We start from the raw sequence: 20,062 nt of genomic DNA, 5'->3' as shown, positions 1-20,062 counted from the left end.
AAACCTTAATTTTAGTGCGAATACGAAAATTATTCAGGCTATTCGATTATGGTACGCATAAAAAAGGAGCCACATAGGCCCCTTCTAACAGTGGTGAACTAAAAATTAAATTAGCTTTTTACTTGTTCAACAACTTCTCTTGTTAATCGCGCAATGGTATCCCAATCTTTATTTTCGATTAGTTTTTTATCTACCATCCATGTGCCACCACAAGCTAAAACCTGAGGTACTGCTAAATAGTCTTTAATGTTTGATGCAGTAATTCCACCTGTTGGCATTAATCGAATATCACCATAAGGACCGACTAAAGATTTAACCATATTAAGGCCACCAGACGCTTCTGCTGGGAAAAACTTCAGCGTAGTTAACCCCATTTCTAATGCCGTTTCTACTGTACTTGGGTTATTTACACCAGGAACAATATCAATTCCAATTTCTTGGCATGCTTTAACTGTATTTGGATTGAAACCAGGAGACACAACGAAGCTTGCTCCTGCCTCTTTTGCGGCAAGTGCTTGTTCACCATTTAAAATCGTACCCGCCCCAATCAACATATGAGGCTGTGATTGCTTTAAAAGACGAATGGCTTCTACTGCTGCATCTGAGCGAAAAGTAATTTCAGCCGCAGGCAGTCCATTATCAGATAACACCTTACCTAATGGAATGATATCTTGAGCATTATCCAATGCGATAACTGGAATGACTTTTAGCGATTGAAGTTGTTCATTAATTGTCGACATTTTATATTCCTACTCTGGTATTAAAGTGTGTCTGTAATGTGTTTAGGGATAATTGCCCCATGATGTTGAATAACAAGGCCAGCTAATGCATTACCTCGACGACACGCTTCAACCACTGAGTCGCCAGCAAGGTAACAAGATAAGAATCCACCATTAAATGAATCACCTGCAGAAGTGGTATCTACAACCGTTTCGACTTGTTTCGTTGCGATTAATGTTGGCTGATGATCTGGGCTTTCGCTCATCAGGCAACCTTTAGCACCCAATTTTACAACAACGGTTTTCACTCCTAATTGATGAAGCCTTAGAATGGTTTGTGTTGGATCTTGGTCTGCCCATAAAAGCTGTTCATCTTCATATGTCACCAATGCGACATCTGTCGTTTGATACGCTTGCTGATAGGCCTCTTTTGTTTTTATTTCTGAATCCCATAATTTTGGTCGATAATTACTATCAAAAATAATCGTAATCCCTTGTTGATGTAAGTCATTTAACAAGGCTAATAACGTGCATCGATCTTCATCAGGCAAAATAGCCAAACTTATACCACTAATAAAAATGGCATCAACTCTCTCAAGGTTCTTACGAATTTTTCCAAAATCAGGGTGCTGAATCATATAACGTGCAGCGGAGTCATTACGCCAATACAAAAATGTTCGCTCACCTTGCTCATCCACTTGTATCAAATAAAGCCCCGGAAAACGATGAGAGTCTTGAAGAGTAAAATCTGTTGATATTCCTTCCTCTTGCCAGCGTTTCATTATCTCTTGACTAATAGCATCAGTTCCTAAAGAAGTAACATAACTGGTTTGAACTGCATGAGTTTTTTTCGATGATCTTGATAGGCTTCGATTCAAATATATCGCAGCATTTAAGGTATCCCCACCGTAACTCTGCTGCATTTGTCCAAAGGGGTCGCCATTTAATTCAATCATACATTCACCAATAATAGCGATGTGACTCATATATATTTCCTTTAATGTTACGACTTAAAAAATGAAAGTAAGCCATTATTTGCTAGCAATTAACGGCTCACTTATATGACTAACTAAAAGAGGTTATTTATCATCAAGTTTAACGAATAATAACGTTAGAATATAAGAGAGAACAAACACACCACACACGCCAAAAATCGCTTGAATAAAGTTTTGTGTTCCGCCTGATAGATACGCAGGTAAACTGAATACAGACGATAATATGTAGCTGTTTAAATGAGTATCAATGGTAACTGATATAGCACCAAATACGCCAGCAGCTAAACTTGCTGTCATTAACGCTTTCGTATACTTAGTCAGAACACCAAATAACGCTGGTTCTGTAATACCTAGAATTGCAGTAACCCCCGAACCTAATGTGATTGATGACTCTTCTTTAGATACATATTTGCGCTGTTTATGCCACACTGCCATGGTTGCACCAGCAATCGCTAAATTACCTAAACACATAATAGGCATTAATAAATCTTTTCCGTATAGCGCAAAGTTATTTAAACTGATTGGCGTCATACTGTGGTGAATACCAAATACAATAGTAATTGGGCGAGTTAGACCAAAGACAAAACCTGTTAACGTTGGAGATATCTCAAGTAACGAACCCACTACCCATCCCGCGCCATTACTCAACCAAATACCTGCCGGGCCTACAAACGATAGCGTAATAGTCGAGGTTACTGTAAAGGCTAAAAGTGGCGTAAATACAGGCTTTGCTGATGAAGGAACCAACTTATCAACCAAGGGCGTTACTTTCGACAGCACCCAAATAGCCAATATTGCAGGGACAATGGCACCGCCGTAATTTAATAGCTCAATAGGAACAACACCAAGTACCGTTAACTCAGGCACTGCACCAACATCTTTTAGCAGCGCTGCTTTCTCAATTAATTTAGGCGCAAGCATTGCTGATGAAACAGCCAGTGCAATATATTCATTAACTTTAAACACCTTCGCCGCTGAGAATGAAACCAACATAGGTAAAAAGAAAAATACAGCAACAGAGATAGAACGGAAAAAATACACCGTATCTGAGGACTCAGAAATCACATTGGTTGCAATAAGACCAGAAAGCAGCCCCATCAACATACCAGCACCAGCAATCGCAGGAACTACTGGGCCGAAGATGCCCGCAACAATTCGCATGACACCTTGAAATAACTTACCTTTTTCAAGGCTATCTGGTTCTGATGATTCCGTTATGTTAGTGGATGAATTTGAGATCGCGTTATACCATTTTTCAACCTCAACCCCGATAATGACTTGAGTTTGCCCTTGTTGTAAAACAACCCCTTTTACACCTGTAATTTTTTTTATTTCATCTTGATTAACAAGAGATTCATCTACTAATTTGAATCGCAACCGAGTCATACAATGAGTAATACTATTTATATTTTCTTTACTACCAAGAGCCTTAATTAATAGCTGTAATTTCTCATCAAAACTCAGTTCTTTAGATGTCGAGTCTATACCTTTTGGGATTTCGTTATTTGTGTCAATGCTTTGCATAACATACCTGTTTTGGAAATGACTAAGTTGGAGATATCATAACGACAACCCATATTAATCCAACTCTAGAAAAAGAGAGTTATCTCACATTTAAACTCAGTAAAATTATTTTTTAGGTCTTTTTTAAAGATTGGTCTGTTTTATTAATCAATTAAAAAACCTTTTCAGACCAATTATTTTCACCCCAAAATTAGGGCTTGAAATGTTACTTTTAACACGGTTATATAATAGAAGTTATTATTAATTTAGGTTGTTTAATTGTGAAAAAAACCATCATCACCAATATCGATTGTATAATTACAAAGCCAGACCGACATAACTTAATTACTGTTGTCGTTGAAACTGATCATGGAGTAACTGGTTTTGGTTGTGCGACTTTTCAGCAGCGACCATTAGCGGTAAAAACTATGGTTGACGAATATCTCAAACCACTTATTCTCGGTAAAGATGCGAATAATATTGAAGATATTTGGCAAATGATGATGGTTAACGCCTATTGGCGTAATGGACCTGTTATTAATAATGCCATTTCTGGTGTAGACATGGCGCTGTGGGATATTAAAGCAAAATTAGCAGGCATGCCTTTGCATCAATTATTTGGTGGAAAATCAAGAGATGCAATCCCTGTATACACCCACGCAACTAGCGATACAATGGAAGGTATTTATGACTTGGTCGACTCATTTCTAAATAAAGGTTACAAGCATATACGTTGTCAATTAGGCTTTTATGGTGGTGTTCCAAGCCAGTTAAACACAGCGCAAAACCCAACAGAAGGCTCATACTACGATCAAGATCAGTACATGGATAATACTTTAACCATGTTCCGACTTTTGAGAGAAAAATACGGTAATACATTCCACATTTTGCATGATGTTCATGAGCGCTTATTCCCTAATCAAGCCATTCAATTTGCAAAAGAGGTAGAGCAGTTTAAGCCATATTTCATTGAAGATATTTTGCCGCCCAATCAAACTGAATGGTTAGATAATATCAGAAGCCAATCCTCGGTTTCATTGGGATTAGGAGAGCTATTTAATAACCCTGAAGAGTGGAAAGCATTAATCATTAATCGACGAATTGATTTTATCCGTTGTCATGTTTCGCAAATTGGTGGGATCACTCCAGCTCTAAAACTTGCTCACTTATGCCAAACCTTTGGGGTTCGTCTGGCTTGGCATTGCCCACCAGATATGACTCCAATTGGTGCTGCTGTAAATACGCACTTAAACGTACATTTACATAATGCGGCGATTCAAGAGCATGTTGAATATAACGAAAATACCAAGCGTGTTTTCCCTAATGCTGCAGAGCCAGTTAATGGTTATCTTTACGCATCAGAAACTAATGGAATTGGCGTCGAAATCAATAGAGAAGCTGCGGCTGAATTCCCTGTAATGTATCGTCCCCATGAATGGACTCAAAGTAGGCTCCCTGATGGGGCCATTCATACCCCTTAAAAACGATAGCCGCTTATAACTAAGCGGCTATTTTTTATCTCGATAATCGATACTTTCACTGTTAAATGGAGTGTGGTAAGTACATTGATAGTTAATATCAATAATATTACTCACAATAAATAGTTCTCCGCTTTTTAAAAAGCCACGATTCGTAATATTCATTGCTGCAGTATTTTTTTTACAATCAAGAAGTTCAGAGTCTTCTTTTGAAACGCTGATTGCTTGGTAGCTAGTTAAATAACTGTCAATTTTTAAGCCAATGGATAACGCATGCTTTTGAAGTGAGCTTTCAATAATTTTCTCATTCATATCAGGAAATAATCTGACTGGAATTTTAGCATCTTCAATTTGAATAACTTTATTATGAATCAGCCTTAATCTTCTTATATTCCATATATAATCATCATCACTAATTGAAAATATTTGCTTATCCTGTTGGTCGGGTAATTTTTTATTAAGCTTTATTTTCTTATATGACATTTCATCAAAACTGTTTTCAGTAATGGAATTATAAATTAATGGCGTACCCATTACTGATGTATTAACAAAATACCCTGAGCCTAACTTAGCTTTTACAATGCCAATCGCTTCTAATTTAGCTAATGCCTTTCTTATCGTAAATCGAGAAAGTCCATATATTTCAGATAAATCTCTTTCAGGTGGTAATTTATGATTAATACTATGCTGACAAATCTTACTAATAATATCTTGTACTACTAATTCGTATTTTTTCATATCATTCCGTCATACATGGTCGCAATTCACGTAATAAGTATAACATCAATAATGACTATCACCGATATGAATCACTCTAAAATAAAAATATAAAAAAGGAGCCACATAGGCCCCTTTAAATTTATATTTAATCGCTTACTGCATTAGTTTCTTGCCAAATTACTCATCGTCTAGAGGAATAAGTTTGGTACTTCCGCCGTGCAGCTTTTCACGACGACGTTGTACCATTGCATAGAAGCCTGGGATAAGTAGCGTACCCACTAATAACACACACAGTAGGCCACCAATCAGTGACACACCCAATGAGTTTTGGCTGATGTAGCCAGCACCCGATGCAAACACAAGCGGTAAGATACCCAAGATAAACGACCATGATGTCATGTTTACCGCACGGAATCTTAAACGACCACCATTCACTGACGCATCATCTAAGCCTACCTCTTTCTCTTCACGCTCATTTTTCGCAAATTCAACAATCAAAATGGCATTTTTGGCGGCCAATGCGATTAAAAGAACCAAACCAATTTGTGCGTATAAATTCAACGGCATCCCCGTTAAATTAAGCGCAAGGAAGGATCCAAAGGTTGCCACTGGCACCACAAGAATAATCGCAAGAGGAATACTCCAACTCTCGTATTGTGCCACCATGAATAGATAGATAAAGATCAGCGCTAGCGCAAACGCATAAATCGCTTGGTTACCCGCTTTCACTTCTTGATACGCCATACCTGTCCATTCATATTGGTAACCATGTGGAAGCTCTTCAGCTGCAACACGTTCCATCGCTGCAATGGCATCACCACTTGAATACCCAGCCGCAGGCTGTCCTTGGATCACCGCTGAACGATACATGTTGTAACGCCACGCTACATCAGGTTCAAATACCGTGTCATAAGTAACTAATGTACTTAATGGTACCATTTGACCAGAGCTTGCACGAACGTGGAATTTATCCAAATCATCCATGCTACTACGATACTGTCCATCAGCTTGCATAGTGACTCGGAAGTTCTTACCAAACATAGTAAAGTCATTCACGTACATTGAACCTAAGTTGCCTTGCAGTGTTTGGAAAATAGAGCCTAATGAAACACCTAATTGTTTTGCTTTTTCACGGTCGATATCCACATAGTAGTGTGGAACATTGGCACGGAACGTACTGAAGGTATATTGAATTTCAGGTTGCTGATTTGCCGTTTGAATCACTTGATTCATAACATTAGCCAAATCAGTACGACTACGACCTAAGGTATCTTCAAGAACAAATTCAAAACCAGACGCCGCCCCCATTCCCGGAACCGCTGGCGCACCCATTGCAAAAATAACCGCTTCTGGTAACTCCATGGCAGCACGCCCGTTAATGCGGTTGGTAATTGCAAATGAAGAGTTATCTCCATCCATATCATTACGCTCACCCCAAGGCTTTAATTTTACAAACAATGACGCACCATTTGATGCTGCAGCACCGGTTAAGAACGCATAACCATTGGCTACGGTAACACCATCAACACCTTGCTCTTGCTCAATGATCTCAAGCACTTTGGCAGACACTTCTTCAGTACGAGAAAGTGACGCTGAGTCAGGTAGTTGAACGTTAACCAGTAAAATGCCTTTATCTTCTTGTGGTACGAACGCCGTTGACGTGGTCTTTGCAAAGAAAGTTACTGCGCCTAAAGCAATCACAAAAAATGTCATCAGGATCATGGTTTTTCGTACAAAGAAACCAGCAATCTCACCATATTTATCGGTTACTTTATCTAAACCACGGTTAAAGGCTTTAAACCAACGAGCCGTATTATCCCCTCCCTGTTTTAGAACCAGAGAACACAATGCAGGCGACAGTGTCAGTGCATTAATGGATGAAATAATTACCGCAATACAGATGGTTAATGCGAATTGACGATACATGATGCCAGTGATCCCCGGAAGCATGGCAACAGGAATAAATACCGCAAGCAATACCAGAGTAGAAGTAATGATTGGGCCTGTTACTTCTTTCATCGCAATTAACGTGGCTTTTCTTGGGCTTAATGAAGGATCACGCTTCATAATAGTATCGACGTTTTCGATAACCAAAATAGCATCATCCACCACGATACCAATGGCAAGAATAAGACCAAATAACGTCACGGTATTAATGGTAAACCCTGTCATAAGCATGACAGCAAAGGTACCAATTAAGGATACTGGAATGGCTACAACTGGAATTAACGTCGCACGAGCACTACCTAGGAACAAATACGTTACAGCAATAACCAGCAGAATCGCTTCAATTAACGTTTTTACTACCCCTTTAATGGATTCTGCAACAAACAACGTGGTGTCATAACTGGTTTCATACGCCAGACCTTCAGGGAAAGTCGCACTGAGCTTTTCAAGCATCTCCATTACCGCTTTTCCACTCTCCAATGCGTTCGCATCCGATTGCAAAGAAAGCGTTACGATAGAGGCGTCTTTTCCTCTAAATTGACCATTACCGTCATAGAATTTCTTACCTAACTCAACACGAGCAATGTCTTTTAAATAAACAGAAGATCCATCGTTATTTGCTCGAAGAACGACATTTTCAAACTCTTCAACCGACTCTAACCGTCCTTTCGTTACTAGGTTAAACTGCACATCTTGCGCACTCGCATAAGGTGCTGCACCAATTTTACCCGCTGCAACTTGTACGTTTTGTTCGGCTAACGCGGCATGAACATCGGGTGTGGTTAACCCTAAGTTGGTCATTTTGTCTGGATCAAGCCAAACACGCATCGCGTATTCGCCACCACCAAGCACTCCAACTTCACTAATGCCAGTAACACGAGCAAGTTGATCTTTGATATTTAGGTTTACGTAGTTAATTAAGAATTGATCGTCATATTTCCCATCAGGCGAGTAGAAGTTCAATACCATCAAAAGATCTGGAGAACGCTTCTTAACAGTCACCCCTACCATACGCACTTCTTGTGGCAATTTAGATTCAATCTGCGCCACACGGTTCTGAACGTTAACCTGTGCCATGTCAGGATCGGTGCCCACATCAAAGGTGACATTTAATGAATATGAACCGTCGTTGGCACTTTTTGAAGACATGTAAATCATGTTCTCTACGCCATTGACGGAGGTTTCTATGGGATCAGCAATCGCCTGTTCAACTACCTCAGCACTTGCCCCCGTGTAGTAAGCACTTACACTAACCGATGGCGGACTGATTTTTGGGTATTCAGCAACAGGTAATACTGCTAATGCAATGGCTCCGGCAAGAGTGAGGATAATAGAAATAACCAGAGCAAATTTAGGACGCTGTATAAAAAATCGACTTAACATATTAAGACTCCGTGTTCTCTAAACGAACCTGAACTCCGTTTCTTACACGTTGTAATCCTTTTACTAATACTTGTTCATTGGCATTAATTCCCGAACTGATGATCACGCCTTCAGGTAACTGTTTGCCTAGAGTGACATTACGACGCTCTGCAATATTACCTTCGGTTAATACCATGACAAAATCGCCTTCTAAATCACTTTGCACTGCACGTCTTGGAGCGACTAAGACTTCTGTTGGCTGCTTCTCTCTCAAATTTACATTGATATGTTGACCTGGAAGTAGCGTATGCTCAGGGTTATCAACCAAAGCACGCAGTGTTAATGTGCCGGTTGTTTTGTCGATACGGTTACCAATGAAATCGACTTTGCCAAGATGTTTATACTCTTTACCATTTTCAAGGTTCAATACCACCTCCACTTGGCTTGACGCCCCTTTTCCATCTCCTTCTATCGCATCAATTCCCATCATCAAACGCTCACGTTCACTGATGGTAAAACGAGTATGAATAGGATCTAAGCTAACTAAAGTGGTTAACACACCAGATGCAGGAGATACTAAATCACCAATACTGGCTTTACTGTCACTGATTCGACCTGTGAATGGCGCTGTAATGGTGGTGTAAGACAAGTTAACTTGTGCCAACTTCAATTGCGCTTGAGCAGCCTCAACTTGCGCTTCCGCACTCAATAATTGTGCGGTTAGACCATCAAATTCAGCTTGGCTAATATTGCCTTTTGGTAATAAATTTTTGCCACGATTAAAATCTAGCTGAGCTTTTTTAAGCGCTGCATTAGCTTGAGTAATTCCGGCTTTTGCGTTGGCAACTTGGGCTTCGAAAGAGGAAGGATCAATTTGGAAAAGCACATCACCCTTCTCAACCATTTGGCCTTCTTTAAACTGGCGAGACTGAATGTATCCTGAAACTTGAGCTGAGATTGAAGCATCTTCCATGGCTTCGATTCGACCAATGTAGGTTTTTCCTTGTTGGTACGAAATAGGTTCAACGGTGTAAGTTCCAACAAGTGGGGCTTGCGGAGCTCGTTGAGCAGTTGATTCATCACTACAGCCAACGAGTAAAGCTGCACTAATGATTGAAGCAAGAAGCGTTTTGGATTTCATAATATAACCATTTAACTGTTGAATTACCTATATTCTGACAGTTAAATGGTTAAAATTATTAATCTAAATAAAACGAGTATGTTACTGAATGTGTCTGTAATTTACGTTGACATTTATTGATAATAAAACAATTAATAAATTCTTTATTATCAACAAGTAACAATCAAACCTAAAAGCTTACAAATTTACATTCGCTTGGTAAGTCCAAGCCACAAAACGACTGATTTTTTGCCCTTGAGCCATTTCAATGGTTTTAATCGTTTTAACGCCGATCTTTTCTAATTCTTTATACAGCTCTGCTACGTTTTCTTTCTTAGAAATCAATGTAGTAAACCATTGTACTTGTAATGAAAACTCACGACTTTGCTGAGCCATTTTAAGGATAAAGGCTAATTCACCGCCTTCACACCACAATTCCGCTTTTTGACCACCAAAGTTCAATGCTTTTGCATTCTGCATCTCTTGGAAAGTGTGGCCTTTTTTCGCTTTATTTGCCGCTAGATTTTTTTGCTTACGCTCAGTTCCTGCTGTCGCTTCTGCTTCTGATGCATGGAAAGGAGGATTACACATAGTAAAGTCAAAAAACTCAGTTGGCTTAATAATGCCTTTAAAAATGTTCTCTTCATTCTTTTGCAGACGACACTCAATACCTTTTAGACTTGGGTTGTTATTAGCAATGAACGAGGCCATTTTAATCGATTGAGGATCAATGTCTGAGCCAACAAAACTCCACTGATATTCACGATTACCAATAATTGGATAAACACAGTTTGCTCCCACACCCACATCTAAGCCTTTTACTTTCTTACCTGTTGGGATTGTCCCTTCATTTGTAATCGCAAGTAAATCAGCAATATTGTGAATGTAATCAGCACGCCCCGGAATAGGTGGACACAGGTAACCCTGAGGAATATCCCAAAACGGTACATTGTAGAAATGCGCTAATAACGCTTTATTTAACGCTTTAACCGCTTGAGGGTCTGAAAAATTAATCGATTCATTACCGTATTGATTGGTCTCAACAAACGGTTTTAATTCTGCACACGCCTTAATCAGAGCGGGAAAATCATAGTTTCCAGTGTGTTTATTACGTGGGTGCAATGATTTCTTAGTAACGTTTGATTTAGTATTTGTCATATCAACTTACGAGTAATACCAATCACAATCTGTGATCAGAAATAGCGAAAAAAAGAAAAAGGCATCGAGTGAACTGACACCCGATGCCTTCTAAACTGAATACACTCTATAATTAGAATGCTTGTGGTGCATAACCTGTCATTTCTTTAATGCCAAGTTCTTTACCTAGTGCTGTCATTGGGTGAACAACAACTAAACCACGAACTGATTTTTTAAGTTTACCCATATCAGCTTGTTCAGCTTTAGTGATTGCACGCTTGAAAGGAAGGTTACGTACTTCAGTACCTTTGTTACCTGTTTCAAACTGTTGCTTACCTTTAAGCTTTGTTAGTTTCTTTTCAAGCGTTTGAATTTCATGCAAGAATTGCTTAACGACAGGTTGATCATCACGCTTTTGCGCAGCCGCTAAACGGTGCTTACAACGATCTAAACGGTTATGAATTTTTTGCAGTTCTTCTTTTACACTCATGAAATTACCTTTGTATTGAAAATGGTGCGCATTGACGCTAACTGGTAGTATACCCTCTATTAGAACAACGATCATAGGTTTATTACATGCTAACCATCTCAAACCAAGTCCAATTAGCCGATTGGGAAATTGAACTTACTGCAATTCGAGCACAAGGTGCTGGTGGTCAGAATGTAAATAAAGTCTCTAGTGCCATTCATCTTCGCTTTGATATTAGCCGTTCAGCGCTTCCTGCTTTCTATAAAGAGCGTCTACTGAAAATGCGTGATCACCGTATCACCAAGGAAGGTATTATCATCATTAAGGCACAACAATTTCGGACACAGGAGAAAAATCGAGAAGATGCCCTTGATCGTTTAAAGCAACTCATTCAATCTGCTACTGAAACTCAAAAAGCACGTAAAGAGACCAAACCAACACGAAGCTCACAGCATAAGCGTATGGATAAAAAATCGCAGCGCGGTCAAACAAAGAGCATGAGAAAGAAGGTAGATTACTAATGTATCAACAAACGTTAAAAGAAACATTTGGCTTTGATTCTCTAAGAGGCGGTCAACAGCAAGTGATTGAGAAAGTGTTAAATGGTCACTCATCTGCTGCTATTTTTCCGACAGGTTCGGGTAAATCTCTTTGTTACCAACTGCCTGCGCTTATTTTACCAAATCTTACCTTAGTCATTTCTCCACTTTTGGCTTTAATGAAAGACCAAATTGCTTTTTTAAAAAGTAAAGGTATTGCTGCTGCATCCATCGATTCAACGCAAACGAGAGAAGAAACTCAAGCCATTTTACAAGGCGTAAGAAACGGTGAAATTAAAATATTAATGATTTCAGTCGAACGCTTGAAGAATGAACGCTTTCGTCAATTTATCGCTCAAATTAATATTTCATTATTAGTGGTGGATGAAGCACACTGTATTTCGGAATGGGGTCATAATTTCAGACCCGATTACCTAAAACTACCACAGGATCGCGAAGCTCTGAATATTCCTCAGGTATTACTTCTAACGGCTACAGCAACACCTGCGGTTATTGAAGATATGAGTAAAAAATTCAATATTGCTCAAGATGATATTGTGATTACAGGCTTCTACCGTTCAAATCTAGATATCTCAATCATTCCGGTTGAAGAAGAGCAAAAACGCTCAGCGCTATTTGCAACATTAAAACAACGACCAGACCAACCAAGTATTGTATATGTCACACTACAGCAAACCGCTGAAAACGTTGCTCAGTGGCTACAAAGTAATGGTATTCAAGCTAAGGCTTACCACGCAGGTTTAAAAAATGACGTCCGTGAAACGATTCAACATCAATTTATGCACGGTGAAATAAATTGTATCGTAGCCACCATAGCATTTGGTATGGGAGTCGATAAATCGGATATTCGACAGGTTATTCATTTTGATTTACCTAAATCTATTGAAAACTATTCACAAGAAATTGGTCGTGCAGGGCGTGATGGTTTACCTTCTTTCTGTACAGTGTTAGCAAACACCTCTGGTTTAAATGTATTAGAGAACTTTGTGTATGGCGATACACCAGACAGAGAAGCAATCCAATATGTGCTAGATGATATTTACCAAGCAAATGAAACGTGGGAGACACAACTACTGCGTTTATCTAAAGACAGCAATGTTCGTCAATTACCCTTAAAAACATTACTCGTTTATTTAGAATTGAAAAAAATCATTCAAGCTAAATACAGCTACTATGCCGATTATCGTTTTAAAACACTTATTCCTATAAACGATATTATTGCTAAGTTTCAAACGGAACGTCAGCAATTCGTATCAACTATTTTTCAGTGTTCACCAAAAGCAAAAACCTGGCACACAGTCGATTTTGATGCCTTATGGATGGGATTCCGAGGTGAGCGAAAACGTGTGATCGCTGCATTAGACTATTTTAATGAACAAGGTTGGATAGAGCTTGAAAGTAAGCAAATGACTGAGGTTTATCAGGTTTTAAACAAAGTTGAAAGTACGCATGTTCTCTCTCAAGAGCAGCATCAACTATTCAAAAATAAAGAACAGAGTGAAATAAATCGAATTCATGCCATGTTGGATTTTTTTGAAACCAAAAGCTGCTTAAGCCATGCCCTTGCTCATTACTTTGCTGATTTTAATGCGCCAGAAAAATGTGGTCACTGCTCTGCTTGTCGATCTGAAGCTGCCGTTTTGCCTCGCAGTTCGTCTCACTTTATTGCTGATGATGAAAATGTAAAAGTATGGTGCCAAGAGCTTCAAAACAGCAGCAAAGAGCCATTAGCCAATGCCGTTTTTGCTCGTTTTTTATGTGGTATTCCAACCCCACTAACCAGCAAAATTAGAGCAAATAAAATGCAAGGATTTGGGAAGTTTGAGTCTCAACCTTTTTTTGAAGTGCTTGAATTAGTCGGAAAATTGAACGGATAATTTATAAAGTGTGAGCGTGTTTACATTTCATCAACACCATGTGAACCCCATACGCTATAAATGATAATATCATCCTATACTAATGAAAATTCATTACTTGGGAAAAAGGATGATTGAAAAGTTTTTAGCGTTTTCAGAAAAAAAATCTGCTGTACATTTTGTGATCCCAGAAGATACATCACTTACCTCTCCTATTGCTTACTCAGACATAGATAATGCGTTGAGTGCAATGGGAGTGGGTCATTATTACCAATATCAAAGTAATATTGATGAAATCACTGCTGCAATTAACAATGGCGAAATTACCGCACTTAATAATGTCATGATTGCTCAATGCTTAGATGCTCAACTCGTCGTTCATATGCAAGATGATGAAATGAAGGCATCAATGACAGTGACTGGAGCTTATGGCGGTCACCCTGTTCGTGGCCCTGAAATCATTCAAGCATTAACAGAAAATGGCATCACTAAAGGCGTAAAAAAGGAGGCTTTAAAAGTTCTCTTGCTCAAAGGAAAAGATCTTGCTCCGGGAGAAACCTACTCAGATGTTATTGCTGTTGGTCGAGAAGCCGTGGAAGGACAAGATACACAGTTTGAAGCCTTAGTACCCAACATTCATGAACGTGTACTTCAGCCACAAGAAACCGATGATGGCCATGTAGATATGCGCGATCTAGGTAATGTCATTAGCGTTAAACAAAATACGCCACTAATGAGGCGGATCCCTGCAACACAAGGCATAAATGGCAAAACCATTACTGGAAAAATCATTACTGCTACACCAGGAACGGACATTCCTTTCCAACTTTACCCTGGCTCTTCTCTTGCTCCTACCGATCCAAACTTACTGATTGCAGATATTGATGGTAGTCCATTAATCAATAAATCTGGTGTCGGTATTGATAACTTACTGACATTAAAAACCGTTAACGCTACATCCGGTCATGTCTCTTTTGAAGGCAGTATTTTCATTCAACAAGATATTGAATCAGGAATGAAAGTTACCGCTACAGGGAGCATTACTGTTGGTGGTTTTATCGAAAATGCAGAAGTAACGGCAAAACACGATATCACCGTCATGCACGGTATTATCGGTCGTCCTGTTCAAGATGGAGAGCCATTGACCTGCATAGTGAGTTCAGAAGGTACTATTACATCAAAACTAGCTCAAAATGCCCATTTAATGGCGCATCAGGATGTTCATATTACGCTCCATGCTAATCATTGCTTAATTGAGTCGTTAGGTTCGATTTTTGTGATTGATAAAGCCGAAAGAAATGGAACCATTAGCGGTGGTAACTTAGTTGCAAATGGGGCAATTAAAACCGCTAACCTTGGTATAGAAGGTGGCGCATATACCAAAGTTCAGGCTTTTCATGATTTTGAAACTCAAAAAGAGAACCTTCATTTACTTCAAAAGCAAATAAATGAAGTTAAAACTCAACTGATTAAAATTTCAAATATTCATATGGAGCAACAACCCAATGAATTAGCTGAAAAGATCCTGCGTTCAAAAGAAAAATCAGAGCAAGACTTGCAAGTTTTAGGTTCAAAGCTTCAACGAGAGCAAATCACATTTAATAATGGTTTAAAAGAAAATACAGTCTTTGTAACCAATAAGATTTTCCCTAGAGTAGATGTTCAATTTAACACGCATCACTTAGTTACAAAGAGAGAATATAGCCCTAGTAAAATTTCTTATTCTGGTTATGAAATCGATGTAGAACCCATCATGATCAAAAAGAAATAATCTCTTTTCTTCAGATAAAAAAATAGCATTGGCAATAATGCTCAATGCTATTTTTCTTCACCAATATATTGATTGGTTATTGAGTAACAAGTGTTGCTCTTTCTTCTTTATTTACTTTGAATACCATAACAGCACCAATAAATAAGAACACAAGTTGCAATAACATAATGCTACCCATAGAGATTGCACCTAGATAACTAATACTTGAAACCATCGCACTTGCTGCTACACAGAACAACATTTGTAAAAAGTTAAGTAGACCAGAAGCTACTGCACTGCCTTCTTTAAAATCAACTAATGCGTTATTTACTACGATTGGGTAAATTGCACCATTTGCTGCTGCTAAGAAACAGAATGGAATTAGCATTGGGATAATAGAAGATACATCCATTCTCCACGATACTAAGAACACCGTACCCACACTTGCAATAGACAGTTTTAAAATCCACGGCAGTACTTTTTGTGCATCAAAACGCTCTAATGCCCAACGACAACCGTATCCACCAACGATGAACGCAATAGTTTGTGGAACATAACTTAAACCGATATCAGCACCTGAATAACCCATTTGCGTCATTACGAACGGTGAACCGGTTAGCCACGCAAAGAAAATTGCTGAACTTGCTGCGTAAATTAGCATATTACCTGTGAATTTTTTTGACTTGATAACATCACGAAATGTGATGCTTTTTGTTGAAGTCGATTTTTCTTGTTTTGGTTCTTTATCTACAAAAGTTCGCAATGCTAGACCAACACCAATCACAGTTAGTGTTACAAAAATCATTGACCAACCGTAGAACTTTTCAATCGCAGCACCCAATAATGGCGCTAACGCAGGAGAAAGTGCAACAAGTGGCATGATGGTAGCGAAAACACGTTGTGATGTTTTTGCATCATAACGTTGAATTACCATTGCTTGCCAAATAACGTTTGCACTACACGCACCTAACGCTTGGAAAAAACGAGCAACTAATAACATTTCTACACTGGTTGAAAATGAAGCAGCTAAACTGCTGATAGCAAAAATACTTAGACCAATGATTAATGATTTTTTCGTACCTAATTTTTGAGTTAATCGACCGTAAAAAAGTTGACCAATCGCCATACCTAACAAGAAAATACTTAGGGTTAAACCAATCATATTTTCTGTTGTACCTAAATCACCGCGGATGATATCGAATGCAGGTAAATACATATCTGTTGCTAAGAAACCAAGCATACTTAAGCCAGCAAGCCAAATATAAGGAATCGATTGTTGTTTATTTTCCATGTTCTTCTCCAAAGCTGAACATTCTTAAAATTCGTTGCATTCTATGTGCTAGTTGCTACTCTTGTGAAACGATATAATTTGCACTTTGCATCAAATTATTTGATGTGAATAAATAACCATCAGGTATTTTATGTTTTCATATCATGAATTAATCACTATTGAGTCCGTAGCTCGACTGGGCAGCTTTAGCCAAGCAGCAGATGAATTACACAAAGTACCCAGTGCGATTAGCTATACGATTAAATCAGTAGAAGATCGCTTAACTGTTGTTTTATTTACTCGACTTCATCGGCGAGTAGAGCTCACAGCCGCTGGTACTTATTTTGTAGACCAAGCCAGAAAGTTATTAAAAGATATGGAAGAAATTCGCTTTAATACTCAGCGAGTTGCTAATGGTTGGCAACAAAGTGTTTCGGTTGCATTGGACAATGTGGTTCGAGAAAACAGTGTAAATCAACTCGTACGTGATTTTTACGCTACTTTTCCTGATATTGAACTCCAACTAACGATGGAAGTGTTTAATGGGGTGTGGGATGCATTAATGACGGGTAGAGCAGATATTGGTATTGGTGCAACAGCAACAATTCCTATTGGTGGTGACTTTTCTTATCGCCCTATGGGAGAGTTAGCATGGGATTTTATCGTCAGCATCAACCATCCTCTGGCTAATTTTGAACATGACATCCCTAATGAAGAATTAGTTAAATACCCTGCGATTTGCCTTGAGGATACCTCTCAAATCTTACCTAAGCGTTCAACATGGCTATTAGATAATCAACGTCGATTAATCGTTCCCAACTGGCACAGTGCTGAACAGTGTTTTATTGATGGCTTAGGAGTTGGGGTTATTCCTAATCACAGAGCTAAACGATTATTAGAAACCGGACAAGTAATCAGTAAGAAAATTGAACACCATATTGCTCCTAGCCCATGCTGTTTAGCTTGGAATAATAATAATCAGTCTATTGCGATTCAGTGGTTACTAGACTATTTAGGTGATAGCGACAAGCTTAATAGTGAATGGCTAAAAGAATTTTAGTTTATTAAAAAAGCGATGGTCATAAGATCATCGCTTTTTTAAGCTTTAATACAAAATGAATAACGACAAGATCATGGCGCTAAACGATCGATCTGCCAATCATTTTGATCTTTACTGTATAAGAACCGGTCATGAAGTCGATGATCTCCTCCCTGCCAAAACTCTATAGAATCGAGCTTAATTCTAAATCCGCCCCAAAACTTAGGAACAGGGATCTCTCCTTTTGCAAACTTTTGTTTTAACTCGAGGTACTTACCTTCAAGAGCGGCTCTTGCCGTTAAACGACTACTCTGTTTACTTGCCCATGCGGCTATCTGACTTTCTTTTGGTCTTGATGTGAAATATTTCATGTTCTCAAGAGCCGTTAATTTCTCAGCAGTGCCTGTAATATGAACCTGACGCTCAAGTGGGTGCCATGGGAAATGCAGTGATATTTTACTGTGATGTTCTAACTGTTGCGCTTTACGAGAGCTCAAATTGGTATAAAAAACAAAACCTGTTTTATCAAAATGCTTTAACAGCACTATGCGCTGAAATGGCTGCCCATTCTCATCCACCGTAGCTACTGTCATCGCTGTAGGGTCGGTCAATTTGGCTTCCACTGCTTGTTTTAACCATAATTCAAACAACTCTACAGGCTCTTGAGGTAAATCAGCTCTTCGTAAACCACCAAGGCTATAATCACGACGAATATCTTCTAATTCCATGTAAATCTCGACTTCTTTAATTCCACGCTGACTAAATTGTGCTCTTTTGAAACGAGCTAAACAAGAGGTGATATAAAAAAAGGTTCATCGCGGCTTTCCGGGGAAAGCCGCTTTTATCTTCATAAAGAAATAGTCCGTATCTCTGTAGCCATACCCCATTCTTTTGATTAACTTAATTTTGTTATTTATTCCTTCCAGTGTACATGTATTTAATCGATATAAAGACGAACTAACAATTCCGTGAAGGTATGGTTTTAACTTTCGTGCAAAACTGATTAGTGGTTTGATCCCACTCTCATTTACCTGTTGCCACCATACATCCCATAGTTCTATTGCCTGCGTTTCTGAGTCACAATACCAGAGCTCTTTTAATTGCTCTCCTAGCAAATGAGTCACCATTAAATCGTGGTTTACCGAAAGTATTTCATCTAAATAACTCTGTTGATTTACGTCTAGATTGTCTCTATTTTTCAAAAGGATCCAGCGTGAACGCTTAATCCAACGACGAGCTTTTTTGTCTTCTTTGAGTTGATTCGCTTGATCTACCCTAACCCTATCCATTACCTCTCGTCCATATTTGGCTACCACATGAAAAAGATCGTATACAATACGTGCATTAGGGCAATGAGCTTTCACTTCGAGATCGAAAGCTGTATTCATATCCATAGCCACTGCTTCGATATTTTCGGCATGCTTACCAAGCTCTTCAAAGAAAGGCCTGATATCAGTTCGGCTTCTACCTAAACCAATCCAAAGCACTTGATGTGTCTGCGCATCGGCAATCACTGTTGCATATCGATGTCCTTTAAATATGGCAAACTCATCCATCACTAGTTGGCGTAATTTATCCCATGGTATGTCAGGGATAACTCGTTTAAGTCGTTGTTTATCAATATTCTTTATCGTGTGCCAATGTACTCCAGTCAGTTCTGAAATATGTTTAATCGGCAGCAAAGGCAGCAGTTGTTCAATATATTCTATCAATCGATTAGTCAGGCGTGAGTATGGTTTAAGCCAAGATATTGCTTCCGTTTTTGTACCGCATAGCAAACATGTAATGCGCCTAGTCTGAATCAAAAGTTCAACTGGAGTTCCTAATATCATAGCGTCTTTAATAGTTCGCCACTGAGTATCGTGAGTAAATTCAGAGAGTCGCCCGCAAGAGCAGAATGCTGGGGAGTCAGGTTTTAAGGTTATAGAGATTAATGAATCAGTTTTATGAGACTTTACGATCTGAAAACCTTTCCAGAAGGATGATAAAAAAGTATTATTTGGCATGAAAACGGCAGTTTGTGAAAAGTTGTGTTTGGCGATGTAACTTTACCACTAACTGCCGTTTTTGTTTTCAATTCCCGCTAATCTGCGATGAACCTAAAAAAAGGGCCTAATTAGACCCTAAATTTTGTATT

At 38.8% G+C, this 20,062-nt stretch carries 16 protein-coding genes; 5 read left to right on the top strand and 11 right to left on the bottom strand.

The genetic code is table 11. The features are described from left to right. Positions 1-110 precede the first annotated feature (110 nt). From AVFI_RS14835 to AVFI_RS14825, 3 genes are all read right to left on the bottom strand, one after another. A complete protein-coding gene (locus AVFI_RS14835; RefSeq protein WP_054775135.1) occupies positions 111-740 on the bottom strand; it encodes a bifunctional 4-hydroxy-2-oxoglutarate aldolase/2-dehydro-3-deoxy-phosphogluconate aldolase in 630 nt (209 codons plus the stop codon). 20 nt (positions 741-760) lie between these two features. Then, positions 761-1,705: a sugar kinase gene (locus tag AVFI_RS14830; RefSeq protein ID WP_054775134.1), complete on the bottom strand. Its 945-nt coding sequence runs from the start codon at positions 1,703-1,705 to the stop codon at positions 761-763. Between the two features lie 93 nt (positions 1,706-1,798). After that, positions 1,799-3,238, bottom strand: a complete 1,440-nt coding sequence (locus tag AVFI_RS14825) for a PTS transporter subunit EIIC (RefSeq protein ID WP_054775133.1) — start codon at positions 3,236-3,238, stop codon at positions 1,799-1,801. Between the two features lie 260 nt (positions 3,239-3,498). On the opposite strand from AVFI_RS14825, the gene AVFI_RS14820 reads away from it, so the two are divergent. Continuing rightward, positions 3,499-4,698, top strand: a complete 1,200-nt coding sequence (locus tag AVFI_RS14820; RefSeq protein WP_065621556.1) for an enolase C-terminal domain-like protein — start codon at positions 3,499-3,501, stop codon at positions 4,696-4,698. A 27-nt stretch (positions 4,699-4,725) separates the two neighbouring features. Here the strand turns inward: AVFI_RS14820 and AVFI_RS14815 are convergent, their stop codons facing one another. From AVFI_RS14815 to AVFI_RS14795, 5 genes are all read right to left on the bottom strand, one after another. Continuing rightward, complete coding sequence (locus tag AVFI_RS14815; protein WP_065621557.1) at positions 4,726-5,433, bottom strand: GntR family transcriptional regulator; 708 nt, start codon at positions 5,431-5,433, stop codon at positions 4,726-4,728. A 159-nt stretch (positions 5,434-5,592) separates the two neighbouring features. After that, positions 5,593-8,745: an efflux RND transporter permease subunit gene (locus AVFI_RS14810; protein WP_155661884.1), complete on the bottom strand. Its 3,153-nt coding sequence runs from the start codon at positions 8,743-8,745 to the stop codon at positions 5,593-5,595. Position 8,746: 1 nt separating this feature from the next. Continuing rightward, a complete protein-coding gene (locus AVFI_RS14805) occupies positions 8,747-9,865 on the bottom strand; it encodes an efflux RND transporter periplasmic adaptor subunit (protein ID WP_065597853.1) in 1,119 nt (372 codons plus the stop codon). A gap of 177 nt (positions 9,866-10,042) precedes the next feature. Continuing rightward, positions 10,043-11,002, bottom strand: a complete 960-nt coding sequence (gene rlmF, locus AVFI_RS14800; RefSeq protein ID WP_065604820.1) for a 23S rRNA (adenine(1618)-N(6))-methyltransferase RlmF — start codon at positions 11,000-11,002, stop codon at positions 10,043-10,045. 112 nt (positions 11,003-11,114) lie between these two features. Further along, the gene (locus AVFI_RS14795) at positions 11,115-11,471 is read right to left on the bottom strand and encodes a YibL family ribosome-associated protein (protein WP_005423881.1); all 357 of its coding nucleotides are present in this window, start codon (positions 11,469-11,471) and stop codon (positions 11,115-11,117) included. 86 nt (positions 11,472-11,557) lie between these two features. Between AVFI_RS14795 and arfB the strand changes: the two genes are divergently transcribed. The 3 genes from arfB to AVFI_RS14780 all read left to right on the top strand — a co-directional run bounded on the left by arfB (position 11,558) and on the right by AVFI_RS14780 (position 15,637). Beyond that, positions 11,558-11,971, top strand: a complete 414-nt coding sequence (arfB, locus tag AVFI_RS14790; RefSeq protein WP_065597854.1) for an alternative ribosome rescue aminoacyl-tRNA hydrolase ArfB — start codon at positions 11,558-11,560, stop codon at positions 11,969-11,971. Further along, positions 11,971-13,887: a RecQ family ATP-dependent DNA helicase gene (locus tag AVFI_RS14785; RefSeq protein WP_065640342.1), complete on the top strand. Its 1,917-nt coding sequence runs from the start codon at positions 11,971-11,973 to the stop codon at positions 13,885-13,887. Before arfB ends, AVFI_RS14785 begins: the two co-directional genes overlap by 1 nt. Before the next feature lie 109 nt (positions 13,888-13,996). Then, entirely contained in the window at positions 13,997-15,637 is a 1,641-nt protein-coding gene (locus AVFI_RS14780) for a DUF342 domain-containing protein (protein ID WP_054775132.1), read from the top strand. A 76-nt stretch (positions 15,638-15,713) separates the two neighbouring features. On the opposite strand, the gene punC is transcribed toward AVFI_RS14780, so the two are convergent. Further along, the gene (gene punC, locus AVFI_RS14775; RefSeq protein WP_155661886.1) at positions 15,714-16,907 is read right to left on the bottom strand and encodes a purine nucleoside transporter PunC; all 1,194 of its coding nucleotides are present in this window, start codon (positions 16,905-16,907) and stop codon (positions 15,714-15,716) included. A 130-nt stretch (positions 16,908-17,037) separates the two neighbouring features. Between punC and punR the strand changes: the two genes are divergently transcribed. Next, positions 17,038-17,946, top strand: coding sequence for a DNA-binding transcriptional activator PunR (gene punR, locus AVFI_RS14770; protein ID WP_054775131.1), 909 nt, complete (start codon positions 17,038-17,040; stop codon positions 17,944-17,946). 71 nt (positions 17,947-18,017) lie between these two features. On the opposite strand, the gene pdxH is transcribed toward punR, so the two are convergent. Together pdxH and AVFI_RS14760 are read right to left on the bottom strand one after the other, a co-directional pair. Next, positions 18,018-18,653: a pyridoxamine 5'-phosphate oxidase gene (gene pdxH, locus AVFI_RS14765; RefSeq protein WP_054775207.1), complete on the bottom strand. Its 636-nt coding sequence runs from the start codon at positions 18,651-18,653 to the stop codon at positions 18,018-18,020. A gap of 84 nt (positions 18,654-18,737) precedes the next feature. Next, positions 18,738-19,931, bottom strand: a complete 1,194-nt coding sequence (locus AVFI_RS14760) for an ISL3 family transposase (protein ID WP_199414938.1) — start codon at positions 19,929-19,931, stop codon at positions 18,738-18,740. Positions 19,932-20,062 lie beyond the last annotated feature (131 nt).

The sequence above is a fragment of the Aliivibrio fischeri ATCC 7744 = JCM 18803 = DSM 507 genome, assembly GCF_023983475.1.
GTDB classification, from domain to species: Bacteria; Pseudomonadota; Gammaproteobacteria; order Enterobacterales; family Vibrionaceae; genus Aliivibrio; species Aliivibrio fischeri.
The sequence above is the reverse complement of the archived record's forward strand: the minus strand, read 5'-3'. Positions and strand labels throughout refer to the sequence as shown.